This window comes from Pseudomonas sp. ef1 (assembly GCF_007293365.2).
Taxonomy (GTDB): Bacteria; Pseudomonadota; Gammaproteobacteria; order Pseudomonadales; family Pseudomonadaceae; genus Aquipseudomonas; species Aquipseudomonas siliginis.
Genome location: NZ_CM129815.1, coordinates 5,923,331 through 5,940,889, shown reverse-complemented (window position 1 = coordinate 5,940,889; position 17,559 = coordinate 5,923,331). Strand labels below are relative to the sequence as shown.

The window sequence follows — 17,559 nt, the reverse complement described above, 5'->3', positions numbered from 1 at the left end:
AAAAGATCAAAAGATCGCAGCCTTCGGCAGCTCCTACATCTGAAATGCGGTATCCCTGGAGGAGCTGCCGAAGGCTGCGATCTTTTGACTTTAAACTGACACTACAACGCGATTACGCCCGCCTTCCTTGGCCTGATACAGCGCCTTGTCCGCTGCAAACAGCAGCTGCTCCAGGGTCATCTCGCTCGCCGTCGTCCATGTGGCCATGCCGATACTCACGGTCATCGCCCGCTCAGCGCCTTCAACCCATGGCAAGTTTTCCACAGCCCGGCGAATCTGCTCGGCGATCTGCTGCGCCCCGGCGCTGTCGGTCTCGGCGAGAATCACCGAAAACTCTTCACCGCCATACCTCGCGACCAGATCCGCCGGGCGTCGCACGTTCGCGGTGATTACCTTGGCCAGTTCGCGCAAGACCTGATCCCCAGCCTGATGGCCATGGCGATCATTGAATGCCTTGAAGTGGTCGGCATCGATCATCATCACCGACAGTGGCTGGCCCGAGCGTTGCGCGCGGAACCATTCGTGGCGCAGGGTCTGATCGAGCATGCGTCGGTTGGCAACGCCGGTCAGATCATCGGTGGCAGCCAGTTGCGCCAGTTCTCGTTCGGCGCGATGGCGCAAACGCAGTTCCCGGGCGAGCAACCAGGTCAGCCACAACAGGCCCAGGCACAACACGCCGGTGGCGCCGCTGATCAGGATCGCCGTGCGCCGCCAAGTGCCGAACACCTCCTCGCTGGACAGCGCGACCATCACCGTCAACGGCAGATTGCCGACCCGCGAGTAGGTATAGAGCCGGCGTTGTTTATCCATGCTCGAGGTACTGGTGAAACTGCCGCTGCCATCGCGATCGTTGAGAATCCGCACGACGTTGGGCCGGTTGCCGAAACTCTTGCCGACCGAATCGCTTTGCAAATAGGGCTTCTGCGCGAGCAGCACGCCATCGCTGTTGATGATGTTCAGTGTGCTGTCGGTGCCGATGTCGAGGCTTTTGAACAGGTCGTCGAAGTAGTCGAGTTTCAGCGACGCCACTGCTACGCCGAGGAATTCGCCGGTCTGCGAGGAGATGCGCCGGCTGAAGCTGATGCGCCACTGATCGGCTTCTTCACAATCGCAACGGGTCTTGAACGGGCGGCTGATGAACATGCCCATGTCACGGTTGAACGCATGGGCGAGGAAATAATCGCGGTCGGCGAAATTGCCCGGTTTCGGTTCGATGCGCGAGGAGTCGGCGATCACCTCGCCATGCTTGTCGAGCAGGAGGATGTCGCCCTTGAAACGCGCGGTGGCAGAGCGATCGAACAGTGCCAGATGTCGGATCTGCGGCGAGACGTTCTGCAGGTCGTCACGCTGGGCGGCGGCGATCAGGCCTTGCAGCGTCAGGTCGTACAGCTCGACGGTGCGCAGCACATCGGCATCGATCAATTGCGCGATGGTCGTGGCGCGGCGCGTGGCGACTTCCTGCGCACTGGCGTACTCGCGGATCAGCAGAAATGTGACGATGCACACCATCGCAATCACCGTCAGCAGGCTGCCGAGGATCAGCAGGCGCTCGGGGCGACCGGTAAGGCCTGTGATGGAAGGCGTGCGGCTGGCGATCATGATGGGGAGCCGGTTGAAGTGGTTTCATAAGCTTAGTTGGGCTGACGCCGGACGAACCTGTGGGAGCGAGCCTGCTCGCGAAAGCGGTGTGTCATTCAACACAGATGTTGACTGACAATCAGCTTTCGCGAGCAGGCTCGCTCCCACAGGGTAGATCACAGGATCTGAAAAACGCAGCGCCGATCTTAGAAGACGTTGACCGGGTAGTCGATGATCACGCGGTATTCATCTGTATCCGAATCAATCGCGCCGTAGCCGTTGCCGCCACGGTTGGTGGCCCATTGCAGGCGCACCGCGAGATCCTTGGCCTGGCCGCTTTGCACGACGTACTGCAAATCGATGTCGCGTTCCCAATGCTTGGCGTTATGGCCGTCGGCGCTGTACCAGCTGGAATAGCCTGCGCTGTTCGGGTCGGCTTTGGTCAGATCCACCGTGCCGCGTGAATAGGACAGCGCCGAGGTCAATCCGGGCATGCCGAGGCCAGTGAAGTCGTAAGCGTACTTGAGCTTCCAGGAGCGTTCGTTCGGACCGTTGAAGTCCGAATACTGCTGCGAGTTGTCTAGATAAACGCTGTCGCCCTGGCTGATGTAGTCGAACGGCGTATTACCGTTGACCCGCTGAAAGGCGGCGGTAACGCTGTGATGACCGACGCCAACGGTGAAGTGCAGGCTGTAGGTGTTGTTGTCGATATCGCCGAGCAGCGCATCACCGGTGTCTTGCGTGTGATAGAAGTGCAGGCCCGGGTTGAGGCTGACCAGATCGTTCAAGTGCCAGGTGTAGTCGAGGTCGTAGTAGTACTGGTTCCAGATGTCCTTGAGCTCGGACGCATAAAGGCTGCTGGTCAGGCCCTCAACGCCGCTCCAGGCCACACCGGCCCAGTTCAGGTGGCGGCTTTCGTCACCGTCGCTGAGGGTGCCGTACGACGTACCAATTCGCGTATGACCGCTCTGGTTATAGGGCTTGGTGAAACTGGCCTGGCCACCTTCGATCAGCCAGCCGTCGAAGCTGCGGTTACTCAGGCTGATGCCACGAAAGGTCTGCGGCAGCATCCGCGTGTCGCCGCCGGCAATCACCGGGTTGGTGAGGAACAGGTCACCGGCCTTCAGTTCGGTATCGAATGCTCGCAGCTTCAGGGTCCCGCCGGCGGTTGAAAACGAGCCCGGCGCTTTGCCGTTGCCGTCGCTGATCGGCAGGATGCTCGAACCGTCGGTACCGCCTCCGCCATCGAGTTTCAAGCCGAGCATGGCATGAGCATCGACGCCGAAGCCAACCGTGCCTTCGGTATAACCCGATTCGAAAACCCCGAGAAAACCTTGCCCCCATTCAATGTTGTCGTCCGCTTTCTGCAAGCGGTTGCGATTCATGTAGTAGTTGCGGGCATTGAGGCTGAGGCTTGAGCCTTCGACGAAACCTTGTTCAGCGGGCTCGTCGGCGTGGGCGGCGGGAGCAATCGTTGCGGCAATTGCAATGAACAGCGGGGTGAGGCAGGCAGGGTAGAACACGTGCGGTGGAGCTCCTTGGGTCAGCGGGCCGCTCTGGTTCATGAGCGGCTTGATGTTTCTTGTTTTTTCAGACGCGCCAGACGGCTTTCAGACCACAACGAAAAAAGGCCGCTGAATGGCAGCGGCCTGGAGTGACGACGGTTGAACGGGAAGAGCCAAACAACCGCGTCGAGGGAAACCTTTCGCGGTGAGACTCAGCTGTCTTTCTCGAGCGCTTGAGCCTGGGAAGTAGCGGCCTGCGGGGGGGATTGCGTCGCGTCTTGAGCCTTGGCCATCACTTCGGCCTGATGCTGATCGAATGCCTGCGCGCGCGCGACGTTGTGCGCCACGAACGCTTGCGATTCTTCAGCCATCGCCATCGGCGACAGGATCAATGAGGACAAAACGAATGCGCTGGCAATACCCATACTGTTGGACATCTTGAAAACCTTCTCGCTTGGCGAGTGCTGTTTGGTGCGGGCAAAGATAAGGTTGCCGGGGGTTGGGAAACAGCGCGATTTTCATAAATGACTGTTACAGCAAAAGCAAAGATCGCAGCCTTGGGCAGCTCCTACAAGGGCTTGGCGTACACCTGTAGGAGCTGCCGAAGGCTGCGATCTTTTGATCTTTTCAGACCGGGAGATGGATGCCAAAGGTGTTCATGCCCCGATCACTGCGCACAAACACATCCCCGCCATGCATCAGCGCAATCGCCTTGACGATCGCCAGCCCCAGCCCGTGGTTATTGCCGCTGTTGCTGCGCGAAGCATCGACCCGATAAAACCGTTCGAACAACCTCGGCAGATGCTCGCTGGCAATCGGCGTCCCGGGATTGGCCACGCCAATGCTCACCTGGTGTTCTTCAACCTCGATGCGCACCTCGATCACCTGGCCCGGTTCGGTGTGCTGCACCGCGTTGCTGAGCAAATTGATCAATGCCCGACGCAGGTGCGCGACCTCGATTTGCACTTGCGCATCGCCGCTGACCTGCACTTCAACCTGCGCGTCTTCAAGGATGAAATCCAGATAGTCCAGTGTCGTCGCCACCTCATCAGCCAGTGACGTCGAGGTCAGTTTGGTCGCCTTGTTGCCCTGATCGGCGCTGGCCAGAAACAGCATGTCGTTGATGATCGAGCGCAGTCGCTCAAGCTCTTCGAGATTGGATTGCAGCACTTCGAAATAGTGTTCGGCGGAGCGCCCGCGAGTCAGTGCGACTTGGGTCTGGCCGATCAGGTTGGTCAGCGGCGAGCGCAGTTCATGGGCGACGTCGGCGTTGAACGATTCCAGCCGCGAATAGGCCAGTTCAACCCGTTCCAGAGTTGAGTTGAACGATTCGACAAACTGCTCCAGTTCCGGCGGCAGCGGCGACAGGCGCAAGCGTCCGGCGCGCAGTGGTGGGGCCAGACGCTGGGCTTCCTGCGACAGTTTGATCAGCGGCTTCAGACCGATTCTTGCGACCCAATAGCCCAATGCCGAGGCCAGCAGCACCCCGACAATCGCCAGACTGATCAGGGCGATGAGCAAGTGATGCTGGGTCTGATGCAGCGTCTCGGTGTCGATGCCGATCATGAAACGCAACGGCGGGCGCTGATCCTTGGCGGGGAACTGACTGACCAGCACTTTCAGCGGGTAGGGCTGATCGGGCAGTTGCAGATCATGCATGCCCAACGGGCCGTTGATGGCGGCACGAATCTGCGGGGTGAGATTGCCGTATTCGTAGCGCGGATCACCGCTGCTGATCCAGAAGCTGATGCGCTTGTCTTCCTCACCGAGCAGTTTGAGCTTGTTGTTGATCTTCAACCAATGCTCCGGCGTGCCGTAACGGCCGACGGTGGATTCGAGCACGCTGTACCGCGCATCCAGCTCGGCTTCGGGCAACAATCCCAAGCCCTTGTCGACCTGTTGATACAGCGCGCCGCCAATCAACAGAAACACCACCAGCGCCACCAGCGTGAACATGCCGCTGAGGCGCAAGGCAATCGAGTTACTGGACACCACGGCTCTCCAGCACATAACCCATGCCGCGAATGGTGTGCAGCAGTTTTTCGTTGAACGGCCCGTCAAGCTTGGCCCGCAGGCGTTTGATCGCGACTTCGACGACGTTGGCGTCGCTGTCGAAATTGATGTCCCAGACCATTTCCGCGATAGCGGTCTTCGAGAGAATTTCGCCCTGGCGCCGGGCCAGCACGCTGAGCAGGGAGAACTCTTTCGCCGTCAGGTCCAGGCGCGTGCCGGCGCGGGTGGCCTTGCGGCTGATCAGGTCGATCCACAGGTCGGCGATGGTCACTTGTACCGGTTCGTGGCCGCCGCTGCGCCGGGTCAGCGCTTGCAGGCGGGCGACCAGTTCGAGAAAGGAAAACGGTTTGCCGAGGTAATCGTCGGCGCCGTCGCGCAGGCCCTTGATGCGATCTTCGACGCGCTCGCGGGCGGTGAGCATGATCACCGGGGTTTGCTTGCGCGCACGTAATGCGCGCAGTACGCCGAAGCCATCGAGCCCCGGCAGCATGACGTCGAGCACGATCACGGCGTAGTCGCATTCCAGTGCCAGATGCAGGCCTTCGACGCCGTCGCGGGCAAGGTCCACGGTGTAGCCCTGTTCGGTCAGGCCCCGGTGCAGATAGTCCGCGGTTTTTTCTTCGTCTTCGATAATCAGAACGCGCATGACCGCCTCAGTCTGTGGTCGCCAGTGCCGTTGCGGGCGTTGGGGCTGGTGGGTGTGAGTGCCGGTGAAACAGCCGTTCGAGCCATAAGTATATGACCGGCGTGGTGAACAGCGTCAGCATCTGGCTGACCAGCAAACCACCGACCACGGCAATGCCCAACGGCTGGCGCAGTTCGGCGCCGGTGCCGTAACCGAGCATCAGCGGCAACGCACCGAGCAGGGCGGCGAGGGTGGTCATGATGATCGGCCGGAACCGGGTGATGCACGCTTCGAAAATCGCCTCCTGCGGCGGCAGGCCACGCTGGCGCTGCGCCTCGAGCGCGAAGTCGATCATCAGGATGCCGTTCTTCTTGACGATACCGATCAGCAGCACCAGCCCGATCAACGCCATGATCGAAAAGTCCTGGCCGCAGATCCACAGCATGATCACCGCGCCGAGGCCTGCTGCCGGCAGGGTCGAAATGATCGTCAGCGGATGCACGAAGCTTTCATAAAGCACGCCGAGGATGATGTACACCGCCACCAGCGCCGCCAGAATCAGCCACGGCTGACTGGCCAGCGAACTCTGGAACGCCTGCGCCGCGCCCTGGAAGTTGCCGCTGATCGCGCTGGGCATGCCGATCTCGGCCTTGGCCTGATTGAGCTGAATCACCGCATCGCCCAATGCCACGCCAGGGGCGAGGTTGAATGACATGTTGGCGGCGGGGAACATGCCGTCATGGGCAATCGACAGCGGGCCGATGGTCGGCGCGTCGAATCGGGCCAGAGCCGAGAGCGGCACCATTTCCCCACTGAGTGGTGAGCGCAGGTAAAAATAGTTGAGGCTTTCGGCCTTGCCGCGTTGTTTGGTATCCAGTTCCAGAATCACGTTGTACTGATTGACCTGGGTCTGGAATTCATTGATCTGCCGTTGGCCGAATGCATCGTACAGCGCCTCGTCGACATCGCTGGCGGTCAGGCCGAAACGCGCGGCGGCGCTGCGATCGATGCTGATGTGGGTGATGCTGCCGCCCAGTTGCAGATCGTTGGAAATGTCGCGAAACGCCGGGTTGCTGCGCAGTTTCTCGGTCAGGCGCTGGGTCCAAGTGGCGAGGGTCGCGCCGTCGTTGCTCTTGAGTACGTATTGGTACTGCGCACGGCTCGGGCCGGAGCTGAGGTTGATGTCCTGCCCGGCGCGCAAATACAGGACGATGCCGGGGACTTTCATCAGTTGCGGGCGGATGCGATCGATGAACTGGCTGGCGCTGACATCGCGATCGCCACGTTTTTTCAGGGCGATCCAGAAGCGCCCGTTGGCGATGGTCTGGTTGCTGCCGGAAACCCCGACCGAGTGCGAGAACGCCTGCACCGCCGGATCGGCTGCAACGATTTCGGCCATCGCCAAGTGTTTTTTCACCATGTCGCCGTAGGAGATATCCGCAGCGGCTTCGGTGGTGCCGAGGACAAAACCGGTGTCCTGCACCGGAAAGAAACCCTTGGGAATAAAGATGTAACCGGCAACAGCCAGCGCCAACGATAAACCGAACACACCAATCATCAGTTTCTGGTGGTCGAGGGCGCGGCGCAGGCCTTTTTCGTACCAGCCGAGCAAGCGCTCGCTGAAACCCGGTTTGGCGCTGGCGTGATGCACCGGTTTGCGCATGTACAGCGCAGCAAGGGTTGGCGCCAGCGTCAGCGAGACCACCACGGAAATCATTATGGTGGACGTCGCGGTCAGGGCGAACTCCTTGAAAAGGCGCCCGACCACACCGCCCATGAACAGCAGCGGAATGAATGCCGCCACCAGCGAGAAACTGATCGAAACGACGGTGAAGCCAATCTCGCCGGCTCCCTTGATCGCCGCCTCGCGCATATCGTCACCGGCCTCGAGATGGCGATGAATGTTTTCCACCACCACGATCGCATCGTCCACAACGAAGCCGACCGCGACGACGATCGCCACCAGCGTCAGGTTGTTCAGGCTGAAGCCGAGGACGTACATCAGGGCGAAACTGGCGATCAGCGAGACACCGAGCACCGCCGAGACAATCAGCGTCGCCGACAACTGGCGCAGGAACAGCGCCATGACCGCGACCACCAACAGGATCGCGATCAGCAAAGTGATTTCCACTTCATGCAGCGAGGCGCGAATGGTCTGCGTGCGGTCGATCAGGGTTTTCACCTGCACCGAGGCCGGCAGCATCGCTTCGAGGCCGGGCAGGGCGGCCTGAATGCGGTCAACGGTTTCAACAATGTTGGCGCCGGGCTGGCGGAAAATCACCAGATTTACGCCGGGTCGATCTCCGGCCCAGGCCTGCACGTAGGCATCTTCCGCACCGTTGACGACTTTGGCGACATCGCGCAGGTGAACCGGGGCGCCATCCTTGTAGGAAACGATGAGTTGGCTGTAGTCCTCGGGGTGGAACAACTGATCGTTGGTCGACAGCGTCGAGATGCTCGATTCGCCGTACAGCGCACCTTTGGCCAGGTTGAGGCTGGTCTGCTGAATCGCCAGCCGAATGTCGGCCAGCGTCAGGCCAATCGCCGCGAGTTTGTCCGCCGAGGCTTGCACTCGGATCGCGGGGCGTTGCTGACCGGTGATGTTGATCTGGCCGACGCCGTCGATCTGGCTGATCTGACGCGAGAGCAGGGTTTCCACCAGGTCGCTGAGTTCGGTGCCGGGCATTTGCGTCGAGCTGACGCTGAGGATCAGCACCGGGCTATCGGCCGGGTTGACCTTTTCCATGTTGGCAGCGTCGGCATGTCTTTGGGCAACTTGCCGGCGGCGGTATTGATCGCCGCCTGTACTTCCTGGGCGGCGGTGTCGATGCTTTTGTCGAGGGTGAACTGCAAGGTCAGCAGAGTTGAGCCCAGCGCACTGCTGGAGGTCATCTGGGTCATGCCGGGGATGGCGCTGAATTGCACCTCCAGCGGCGTGGCCACTGAGGAAGCCATGGTGTCGGGGCTGGCGCCGGGCAACTGTGCCGAGACCTGGATCGTCGGAAATTCCGCTTCCGGCAGTGGCGCAATCGGCAAACGCGGGAAGGCAATTACGCCGACCAGTACCAGAGCGAACGTCAGCAAAATCGTCGCTACCGGGTGATCGATGCACCAGGTCGAGATGCCCTTGTGCGAGTTCATGGCTTGGGCTCCGCCTGCACCACTTGCGGCGGCTCGCTCATGATTTGCACGCTCGACCCCGGCTTGAGCCGCGACTGGCCGTCGGTCACCAGTACGTCACCGGCGTTGACGCCTTTGATGATGTCCTGACCGCTGCCCTGATAAACCATTTGCACCGGTACTGCCTCGACCTTGTCGTCCTTCACGCGGTAAACGAAGTGTTGTTCGAGGCCTCGCTGTACGACGGTGGGCGGAACCACCAGCGCGTCTTTATCCACAGCGGTCTGAATTTTCACCGTCACCAGCAAACCCGGCCAGAGTTTCTGGCTGGCATTGGCGAATTCGGCCTTGGCGCGGATGGTGCCGGTGTTGGCGTTGATCTGATTGTCGATCAGGGTCAGCTGACCTTCGCCGAGCAGATTGCCGGTTTCGCCATCAGTATCGGCTCCGATGTACGCCTTGACCGGGGCGCGTTGCGGGTCGCTGATCAGGCTCTGCAGGGTCGGCAGCATCTGCTGCGGCAGGGAGAACTCGACGGCGATCGGGTCGATCTGCGTGACGGTGAACAGGCCCTGGGTGTCGGTCATGCGCAGGAAGTTGCCTTCATCGACCGTACGAATACCGACGCGCCCGGTAACCGGCGAGCGAATCTGCGTGTAGGACAGCTGCACCTGCGCCGCATCGATCGAGGCCTGATTGCCTTGTGCCGTGGCTTTGAGCTGATTGACCAAGGCCTGTTGCTGGTCGAAGGTCTGTTTCGATACGCCGTCGTCGACGCTGAGCAGTTTGTAGCGCTTGAGATTGACCAGCGCGACCTGCAACTGCGCCTGACTCTCGCCCAACTGCGCCCGGGCCTGGTCGAGGCTGGCGCGGATCGAGCGGTCGTCAATGGTCGCGAGCAGGTCGCCTGCTTTGACCCGTTGGCCTTCCTTGACCAGAATTTTCGTCAGAATGCCGTCGATCTGCGGACGCACCACCACGCTGTGCAGCGACAGCACCGAGCCGATGCCGCTGGTGTAACGCGGCACGTCTTTGGCGCTGACCGTCACCACCCGCACAGGAATGGCGGTCGGGCTGGCCAGTTTGGCCGGTGCCGGTTTGAGCACAAACCACAGGCCGGCGGCTGCCAGCAAAATCAGGAGAGAGGCGAGCAGGATTTTATTTTTCTGAATGGACATGCGCGGCGCCGAAGTCTGGAGTTTGGGCAGATTGACCAGTTATAAACCGGTCAGGCGGTCGGCAGGGTGACGGCTGCCTGTCAGGATTGTCAGTTTCGTTTGTATAGATGGGGAGTAGCAGTGTGCGGCGATGATCTTGTGTTGGATTCGCCCCTCACCCCAGCCCTCTCCCCAAGGAGAGGGAGCCGATTTGTGGGCTTTTCGAACCTGAGTTCGACTCGGTATCCCATGTCGGCGAACCTCGAGTAAACACCTCGGTCTGTCCCCTCCCCAGGGCGAGGGTTAGGGTGAGGGGAAAACCGTTCAGCGCACCGTGCAAATCTTCAGATGCCGAGCCAGAGCGCACAGGTATACTGCGCGCCTTTGCGGCTCACTGATCGGGCCGACTTTTTGTTCCCGGAGCTTTTATGACTTCCCCGACCCAACCGCCGGTTGACGACGCTGTGAGCGACGTCCCGGCTGAAGTGGCTGATGCCAGCGAAACCAAGGCCGAGATCCCGGCGTTCAAGTTCCCGTTCAAGCCGGGCGAGCTTGCCTCGGCGAAAGGCTCGAATCAGCCTTGGTACAAGAATGGCGCGAAGAATGGCCACACCAAAACCCCGGGCATGGCGCCGCCGGGGACGCGTCGGTCGATGGGTAAGCGCTGACATCGGAAAGTGATGGTGCTTGTGCTGGCCTCTTCGCGAGCAGTCTCGCTCCCACAGGTTTTGTGTTTGGCGCAGATCCAATGTGGGAGCGAGCCTGCTCGCGAATGCGACAGCCGCTACAGCACAAATGTCAGATCAAGCCGCGCGCAATGAAATGAACGCATAAGTCTGCGCCGGTTCCGTCACCACCAGCCCACCCGCAGCCAGTACCTGTCCGGCCACGTCATCGCCGGACAAATGAAACAGCCATTCACTGGTTTGCGCCGCTAGCGGTTGCGCGCTCACTTGGTCGATCACTGCCGCAAAGGCATCCATGTTCGGCAAGTACGCGGTGAACCCGTCGCCCTTGAGCGCCGTGGTGCGAATTCCCAGGGTTGCGCAGATCGCATCCTTGAGTTTGATCTCATCCCGATCCGCCTGACGCGAACGCTGAATCAACTCCAGCAGTTGCCGATCAACCAACTCGCCCCCCACGATCAGCTCCGGTCCCTGTTCCCAGGACTCCGGTGGGCAATCCTTGGCAGCAGGATTGAGCGGGATGTGCGGATTGATTTCCGCCGGGTAAATCCGGCACACCAGCGGGCGACGCTCGTAGATCCGGCAGCGCTTGTCGTCGTCAAGATTCCGGCAGGGGCCGACGTTGTAAGCGGCAAAGGTGATCGCCACATGAGCATCAATAGTGCCACTGCGGACCACGGCCGAACGGCGCTCGGCATGTTCGCGCTGCTGCGTTGGCAGGCCCAGGCCATTGCCGAGAAACGCCTCGACCAGCACGATCACCTGACCGCCATCCGCCGCCCACATGCGGGCTTCGGCGAGCGTCAGCGGGACATGGTGATCGGTGCAGCATTTGCCGCAACCTACGCAGGAAAACGTCGTATTCATTGAGCGATCTGTCTTCAATCAGGGTGTGAAACGGTGGCGGAAAACCACCGCACAGGGCCGGGTCGAAGCAAGTTGTGCGCCATTCACTGAGGTTTGGCGGTTGGGCGAATCGAATCCCACTCGGTGACGTACGCGGTTTTCGACTGTTTGTTGTACAGGCACAGCTCGCTGCCTTGCTGGCCTTTCATGTGTTTTTGCGGGTATTGGCCTTGCAGCAGAACGGCGGTGTAACCGACGCGGTCGTCGAATTGCGCCGGTGTGCCGACCGGTTTGACGTTTTTCAGACCGCTGGCCTTGGTGCAGCTGGCGAGGACGGTCTTGTCATAGGCAGCCCAGGCGTCGGGGCTGGAGGCATGGGCCTGGGAGGCGAGGGCGGTGAGGCTGAGCAGCGCCAGGGTGATGGCTTTCATGGTTGGGGCATCCTTGGTTATGGCCAAGGTTGGAGTCTGTCGGATAGCGGAAGTTGCCAGTGCTGCCCTTCGCGAGCAGGCTCGCTCCCACAGTTTGAAATGCAATCCACCTGTGGGAGCGAGCCTGCTCGCGAAAGCGGTAGATCAGTCGGGCACAGGCTCGCGCCGAACCACAACCATCCCGGCATTTTCATACAACCGCCGCGCCCGCAGGTTGTCCTCCAGAACCCGCAAATCGACAAACCCCTCGCGCCGCTGTTGAAAGACGCTGAAGGCATGCAGCAACAACGCGCGTCCAAGCCCCCGGCCCTGCATTCGCGGGTGCACCACCAGATTCTTGATATACGCACTGGTCCAGCACTGCGCCACGCCCACCACACCCTCGGCATCGCAGGCGACGAAACACAGCGCTGGATCGTATTCAGGGTCGCTGGCAAAGCGCCGCTGCCAATCGTCCAGTGACGGCACTCGACCGCCACCTTCCAGCTGTCCGAGGTACATCAACTGATGCACCGCCGGCGCCAGTTCCTCGCGGTAGACGGACAGCTCAATCCCGTCCGGCCGCTGAGCATCCGGCAGAGGTCCACTCAAGTCGCGGCGCAGCAGAAAGCAAAACGTCTCGGCCAAGACTCAGTGCCCGTTGGCCGCGACGTGCTTGGCGGCTTCGATCAGGCGTTGTGTCAGCTCCGGCGAGGAGAACTTGGTCAGCACCGCGTTGGCACCGGCCAGGCGAGCTTTTTCACTGTTCATCGCGCTGTCGAGCGAGGTATGCAGCAAGACGTACAAGTGAGCGAAGTCCGGGGTTTCACGCAGGGTGCGGGTAAAGGCGTAGCCGTCCATTTCCGACATTTCGATGTCGGAGACGATCAGATTGATCTGTTGCGCGGTGCCTTGCAGGTCGAGCAGGCAGTCGATGGCTTCCTTGGCGCTGCGCGCAGTGTGGCATTGGAGGCCGAGGTTGCGCAGGGTGTGCACCGATTGCTGCAGCGCCACCTGGCTGTCGTCGACCACCAGGATGCGCGCGTTGCCGAGCACTTCGGCGTCTTCCATGGTCAGGTCGGTCGGCGCCATTTCGATCTGCGCCGGGGCGATGCTGTGGATGACTTTTTCGATATCCAGCACCTGCACCAGCGTGCCGTCCACCGAGGTCACGCCGGTGATGTAGGCGCGCGAGCCGCCGGAGCCGAACGGTGGTGGCTTGATGTCGGTGGTCAGGCAATGGACGATCTTGCTCACCGCCTGCACATGCAGACCCTGCTTGGAACGGCTGACATCGGTGACGATCAGGCAGCCACCGTTGGGATCCTCCAGCGGCCGTTCGCCGATCGCGCGGCTGAGGTCGATCACCGACAAAGAGGCACCGCGCAGGGAGGCGATGCCTTTGACGTGCGGGTGCGACTCCGGCAGCTTGGTCAGCGGCGGGCAGGGGATGATTTCACTGACTTTCAGCAGGTTGATCGCCATCAGCTTGCCGCTGCGCAAGGTAAACAGCAGAAGCGATAGTGAATCTGCGCGGGCTTTGGTGGAGGACATAAGAACCTTCTGTGGGGCGAGAGTGGAAATCGCCAGAAACCTTTGATGCCGTGTTATCGGCGTCAGAAGGTTGGGCTTTAGCTCAGTTGTCGGCTGGACAAAAAACATCTGTGTCGAGGGGATTTATCCCCGTTGGGTCGCGTAGCGGGCGCAAAAGACGGGACTGCTGCGCAGTCCAACGGGGATAAATCCCCTCGACACAGGTCATCAAGCAAGCTACATGGCGTGGTTATTTCATGCCCAAACGCTTGGCCATGCGCCCAAGATTCGCCCGATCCACCCCCAACTCCCGCGCCGCACTTGCCCAGTTATCCTGATGACGCTCCAGCGCTGCACTGATCAGGCGCCGCTGAAACTCATCGGTGGCACTGCGCAAATCACCACCGATCATCGGCATCTCATTGGCCAAATCTGCATAGGCAGGCGCAACCACGTTATCCACAACCTCTCGTGGCAAATCCAGATCCGCCGCGCTCAGACTCAAAATCTTCGGCCGCACTTTGCAGTTACCCAGCGCCTTCAGCGCACTGCGTCCGATCAAATGCTCCAGCTCCCGGACATTCCCCGGCCAGGTGTAGGCGAGCAGCGCTTCCTGAGCATCACTGTTCAAACGCAGGCTATTGAGGCCCATGCGCGAGCGGTTCTGCTCGAGAAAGAAGCCACTAAGCAGCAACACATCACGCCCACGATCACGCAGCGCCGGCACTCGCAGCGGATACACGCTCAAACGGTGGTAGAAGTCGGCACGGTAGCGACCGCTGCGCACTTCCTCGGCCAGATCGCGATTGGTTGCCGCAATCAGCCGCACATCGACCTGATGCTCCTTGTCCGAACCCAAGCGCTGCAACTGGCCGCTCTGCAATACGCGCAGCAACTTGGCCTGGACCGTCAGCGACAGTTCGCCGACTTCATCAAGAAACAGCGTGCCGCCATTGGCCAGTTCGAACTTGCCACGCCGATCGCTGGTGGCGCCGGTGAAAGCGCCGCGCACGTGGCCGAACAGTTCGCTTTCGACCAGCGTGTCGGGCAGGGCGGCGCAGTTGAGACTGATGATCGGTTTGTCGGCGCGCGCGGAGGCGGCGTGGATGGCTTGGGCTACCAACTCTTTGCCGACGCCGGTTTCGCCGGTGATCAGAACAGTCAGATCACTGCCGCCGACCAGATTGATTTCTTCCACCAAACGTTTATGCGCCTTGCTCTGGCCGATCATTTCGCGGTGCTGTTGGCCGCTGGCCTGACGGTAGACCTCGGCGCGCTGATGCTCGTCTTCGGCGCGGGTGGCCAGACGTTCGATGCGTTCGGCCGCATTGACCGTGGCCGAGGCGAGGCTGGCAAAGGCTTGCAGGGCGTCGAGTTCGATCGGCTCGAAACGCTCCGGGTCCAGCGCGTCGAGGGTGATCAGGCCCCAGAGTTTTTCATCGACGAATAAAGGACAGCCGAGGCAGTCGTGAACTTCAAGATGATCGTCGAGGCCATCGACCAAACCGTCATAAGGATCGGGCAAGTCGCTGTCGGCGGCGAAGCGCGTCGGCCCGGCGCCGGCCAGCAGAATCTCGAAACGCGGATGCTCGCTGACCTTGAAGCGCCGGCCGAGGGTGTCGGTACTCAAGCCATCCACCGCCAGCGGCACCAATGATTCGCCATCCAGACGCAACAACGCGGCGGCATCGCAAGGCAGCAAAGCGCGCATGGCTTCGAGCAGGCGCCGATAGCGCTCGCCCTCGGGCAGTTCGCGGGAGAGGTCAGCGACCAGAGGCAGCAGGGCGGTAAGCAGGGATTTAGCGGTCATGGTTATGTAGTCAAAGAGACAAGGTATAGTCGCGATGACTATACGTTCATTTGTGTCGAAATGACTATGAAGGTTTCAAGCTATTGAATTTAAAAGATTAATTAGTTGGCATGGAAGCTGATATCCCTAAGGCAATCTTTCCAGAAAGCCCAGGAGTCACCTTATGCTTAGCGTCCAGGATCGTGCCATCGTCAAATCCACCGTGCCTCTGCTGGAAAGCGGCGGCGAGGCGTTGATCACGCATTTCTACCGCATGATGCTCTCCGAATACCCGCAGGTGCGGCCGCTGTTCAACCAGGCGCATCAGGCCAGTGGCGATCAGCCGCGTGCCTTGGCTAACGGCGTGCTGATGTACGCGCGGCACATCGATCAGCTCGACCAGTTGGGCGATCTGGTGGCGAAGATCATCAACAAACACGTCGCCCTGCAGATTCTGCCGGAGCATTACCCGATCGTCGGCAGCTGCCTGCTGCGCGCCATTTCCGAAGTGCTCGGCGAAGAGATCGCCACGCCTGAGGTGATGAGTGCCTGGGGCGCTGCGTACGGGCAACTGGCCGACATCCTGATCGGCGCGGAAGCCGCGATCTATGACCAGAAGGAACAAGCTGTCGGCGGCTGGCGCGGTGCGCGGGAATTCATCGTGGCGGCGAAGGTGCAAGAGAGCGCCGAAATCACCTCGTTCTACTTCGAACCGGCGGACAAAGGGCCGATTCTTGCGGCCGAACCGGGTCAGTACATCGGCATGAAGCTGACCCTCGAAGGCGAGGAGATCCGTCGCAATTATTCGCTGTCGGCACTGGCCAACAATGGTCAGTACCGCATCAGCGTCAAGCGGGAACCGAATGGTCGCGCGTCCAACTATCTGCATGATCAACTGCACGTCGGCTCGAGCATCCAACTGTTCCCGCCGTCGGGCGAATTCACCCTGGCGGCCAGCGACAAGCCGCTGGTGCTGATCAGCGGAGGCGTCGGCATCACCCCGACGCTGGCGATGCTGGAAGCAGCGCTGGCCACCGAACGTCCGGTGCACTTTATCCACTGCGCGCGCAATGGCAGCGTCCACGCATTCCGTGACTGGGTCGATGGGCTGGCGGCGCGTCATCCGCAACTCAAACGCTACTATTGCTACGCCGAAGAAGATGGGGTCAGCCCGGCGGCGGACAAGGTTGGGATGCTCAACCAGGAGCTGCTCGGCGAGTGGCTGCCGGCGCAGCGTGATGTCGATGCTTACTTCCTGGGGCCGAAAGGGTTCATGGGCGCGATCAAACGGCACCTGAAAGCGTTGGGCGTGCCGGAGAAGCAGAGCCGTTACGAGTTCTTCGGGCCGGCTGCTGCTCTGGAGTGATCCGAGACCGAGTTGTCTCGTTCGCGAGCAGGCTCGCTCCCACAGGATTTGTGTCCGACGCAGATCCATTGTGGGAGCGAGCCTGCTCGCGAATCTTCTGCGCGCCGCAAAGCCATGTTGGTTAATCATTCCTTAACCGCTCTATCGTTTATTGCCCCGGTGTAGACTTGCGACAATTTCAGCCGCCGGCCGGCTGGACCATGGACTTACAAAGGAAAGGCAATGAGCGAGGAAACGATGCGGTTGGGGCGTGAGCGGCGCTATCTGGTGTTGCTGGGGATCATCTGCCTGGCGTTGATCGGCGGCGCACTTTACATGCAGGTCGTGCTCGGCGAAGCACCTTGCCCACTGTGCATTCTGCAGCGCTATGCACTGTTGCTGATTGCAGTGTTCGCCTTCATCGGTGCGGGCATGCGTAGCCGTCGCAGCATCACCGTGTTCGAGACACTGGTAGTGATCTGTGCGATTGCCGGGGCCGGTGTGGCCGGGCATCACGTCTATACGCAGTTCTATCCGGCGGTGAGTTGTGGCGTCGATGTGCTGCAACCGATTGTCGATGATCTGCCGTTGGCGAAAATTTTCCCGCTGGGCTTCCAGGTTGACGGTTTCTGCTCGACGCCGTATCCGCCGATCCTCGGCCTGTCGCTGGCACAGTGGGCGCTGGTGGCGTTCGTGCTGGTGGTGATTCTGGTGCCTCTGCTGACTTCGCGTAATCGAAAAGCGCTTCGCTGAGTCAACTTCTCGGCAGAGCTGCCGATAAACAAAACGCCCCGATTTTCGCTGATGAAAATCGGGGCGTTTTGCATTTCAGAGCGTTTGTGAAAACACCGTGACGAACGGCAATGAAGCGTGCGGCAAATGTGCGACATGTTGTCACACAGGGGCTGTCGCAGGGACTCGGGAGGCGGCGGATTGGCCGCCTGTTACATAA

14 protein-coding genes and 1 pseudogene are annotated in these 17,559 nt (G+C 60.7%); 3 read left to right on the top strand and 12 right to left on the bottom strand.

The annotated features are described in order from the left end of the window. Positions 1-90: 90 nt before the first annotated feature. The 7 genes and pseudogenes from FEE99_RS27115 to FEE99_RS27085 all read right to left on the bottom strand — a co-directional run bounded on the left by FEE99_RS27115 (position 91) and on the right by FEE99_RS27085 (position 10,019). Complete coding sequence (locus FEE99_RS27115; protein WP_041479959.1) at positions 91-1,599, bottom strand: sensor domain-containing diguanylate cyclase; 1,509 nt, start codon at positions 1,597-1,599, stop codon at positions 91-93. A 185-nt stretch (positions 1,600-1,784) separates the two neighbouring features. After that, the gene (locus tag FEE99_RS27110) at positions 1,785-3,101 is read right to left on the bottom strand and encodes an OprD family porin (protein WP_041480033.1); all 1,317 of its coding nucleotides are present in this window, start codon (positions 3,099-3,101) and stop codon (positions 1,785-1,787) included. Positions 3,102-3,295: 194 nt separating this feature from the next. Next, a complete protein-coding gene (locus FEE99_RS27105) occupies positions 3,296-3,520 on the bottom strand; it encodes a hypothetical protein (protein WP_041479958.1) in 225 nt (74 codons plus the stop codon). A gap of 190 nt (positions 3,521-3,710) precedes the next feature. Next, entirely contained in the window at positions 3,711-5,075 is a 1,365-nt protein-coding gene (locus FEE99_RS27100) for a heavy metal sensor histidine kinase (protein WP_041479957.1), read from the bottom strand. Next, on the bottom strand, positions 5,065-5,742 hold the full coding sequence (locus tag FEE99_RS27095) for a heavy metal response regulator transcription factor (RefSeq protein WP_016773287.1): 678 nt from the start codon (positions 5,740-5,742) through the stop codon (positions 5,065-5,067). The genes FEE99_RS27100 and FEE99_RS27095 overlap by 11 nt, the downstream gene beginning before the upstream one ends. 7 nt (positions 5,743-5,749) lie before the next feature. Continuing rightward, positions 5,750-8,862: pseudogene (locus FEE99_RS27090) on the bottom strand (multidrug efflux RND transporter permease subunit). Beyond that, a complete protein-coding gene (locus FEE99_RS27085; RefSeq protein ID WP_041479955.1) occupies positions 8,859-10,019 on the bottom strand; it encodes an efflux RND transporter periplasmic adaptor subunit in 1,161 nt (386 codons plus the stop codon). The pseudogene FEE99_RS27090 and the gene FEE99_RS27085 overlap by 4 nt, the downstream one beginning before the upstream one ends. 407 nt (positions 10,020-10,426) lie before the next feature. Between FEE99_RS27085 and FEE99_RS27080 the strand changes: the two genes are divergently transcribed. Further along, positions 10,427-10,666 (top strand): hypothetical protein, encoded by a 240-nt coding sequence (locus FEE99_RS27080; RefSeq protein ID WP_016773292.1) that lies wholly within the window; start codon positions 10,427-10,429, stop codon positions 10,664-10,666. A 135-nt stretch (positions 10,667-10,801) separates the two neighbouring features. On the opposite strand, the gene FEE99_RS27075 is transcribed toward FEE99_RS27080, so the two are convergent. The 5 genes from FEE99_RS27075 to norR all read right to left on the bottom strand — a co-directional run bounded on the left by FEE99_RS27075 (position 10,802) and on the right by norR (position 15,283). Beyond that, complete coding sequence (locus FEE99_RS27075) at positions 10,802-11,551, bottom strand: YkgJ family cysteine cluster protein (protein WP_041479954.1); 750 nt, start codon at positions 11,549-11,551, stop codon at positions 10,802-10,804. 83 nt (positions 11,552-11,634) lie between these two features. Further along, positions 11,635-11,961: a hypothetical protein gene (locus FEE99_RS27070; protein ID WP_041479953.1), complete on the bottom strand. Its 327-nt coding sequence runs from the start codon at positions 11,959-11,961 to the stop codon at positions 11,635-11,637. Between the two features lie 144 nt (positions 11,962-12,105). After that, the gene (locus FEE99_RS27065; RefSeq protein ID WP_041479952.1) at positions 12,106-12,588 is read right to left on the bottom strand and encodes a GNAT family N-acetyltransferase; all 483 of its coding nucleotides are present in this window, start codon (positions 12,586-12,588) and stop codon (positions 12,106-12,108) included. A gap of 3 nt (positions 12,589-12,591) precedes the next feature. Continuing rightward, positions 12,592-13,494: a chemotaxis protein CheV gene (locus FEE99_RS27060; RefSeq protein WP_016773296.1), complete on the bottom strand. Its 903-nt coding sequence runs from the start codon at positions 13,492-13,494 to the stop codon at positions 12,592-12,594. A 229-nt stretch (positions 13,495-13,723) separates the two neighbouring features. Next, a complete protein-coding gene (gene norR / locus FEE99_RS27055; RefSeq protein ID WP_041479951.1) occupies positions 13,724-15,283 on the bottom strand; it encodes a nitric oxide reductase transcriptional regulator NorR in 1,560 nt (519 codons plus the stop codon). A gap of 163 nt (positions 15,284-15,446) precedes the next feature. On the opposite strand from norR, the gene hmpA reads away from it, so the two are divergent. Together hmpA and FEE99_RS27045 are read left to right on the top strand one after the other, a co-directional pair. Beyond that, positions 15,447-16,628, top strand: coding sequence for an NO-inducible flavohemoprotein (hmpA, locus tag FEE99_RS27050; protein ID WP_041479950.1), 1,182 nt, complete (start codon positions 15,447-15,449; stop codon positions 16,626-16,628). A 222-nt stretch (positions 16,629-16,850) separates the two neighbouring features. Continuing rightward, on the top strand, positions 16,851-17,360 hold the full coding sequence (locus FEE99_RS27045) for a disulfide bond formation protein B (protein ID WP_041479949.1): 510 nt from the start codon (positions 16,851-16,853) through the stop codon (positions 17,358-17,360). Positions 17,361-17,559 lie beyond the last annotated feature (199 nt).

Bases quoted from the DNA above. Each gene is read 5' to 3' on its own strand.
- FEE99_RS27115 (WP_041479959.1), bottom strand. From the start codon at position 1,599: ATGATCGCCAGCCGCACGCCTTCCATCACAGGCCTTACCGGTCGCCCC.
- FEE99_RS27105 (WP_041479958.1), bottom strand. From the start codon at position 3,520: ATGTCCAACAGTATGGGTATTGCCAGCGCATTCGTTTTGTCCTCATTG.
- FEE99_RS27095 (WP_016773287.1), bottom strand. From the start codon at position 5,742: ATGCGCGTTCTGATTATCGAAGACGAAGAAAAAACCGCGGACTATCTG.
- FEE99_RS27085 (WP_041479955.1), bottom strand. From the start codon at position 10,019: ATGTCCATTCAGAAAAATAAAATCCTGCTCGCCTCTCTCCTGATTTTG.
- FEE99_RS27080 (WP_016773292.1), top strand. From the start codon at position 10,427: ATGACTTCCCCGACCCAACCGCCGGTTGACGACGCTGTGAGCGACGTC.
- FEE99_RS27075 (WP_041479954.1), bottom strand. From the start codon at position 11,551: ATGAATACGACGTTTTCCTGCGTAGGTTGCGGCAAATGCTGCACCGAT.
- FEE99_RS27070 (WP_041479953.1), bottom strand. From the start codon at position 11,961: ATGAAAGCCATCACCCTGGCGCTGCTCAGCCTCACCGCCCTCGCCTCC.
- FEE99_RS27060 (WP_016773296.1), bottom strand. From the start codon at position 13,494: ATGTCCTCCACCAAAGCCCGCGCAGATTCACTATCGCTTCTGCTGTTT.
- norR (WP_041479951.1), bottom strand. From the start codon at position 15,283: ATGACCGCTAAATCCCTGCTTACCGCCCTGCTGCCTCTGGTCGCTGAC.
- hmpA (WP_041479950.1), top strand. From the start codon at position 15,447: ATGCTTAGCGTCCAGGATCGTGCCATCGTCAAATCCACCGTGCCTCTG.
- FEE99_RS27045 (WP_041479949.1), top strand. From the start codon at position 16,851: ATGAGCGAGGAAACGATGCGGTTGGGGCGTGAGCGGCGCTATCTGGTG.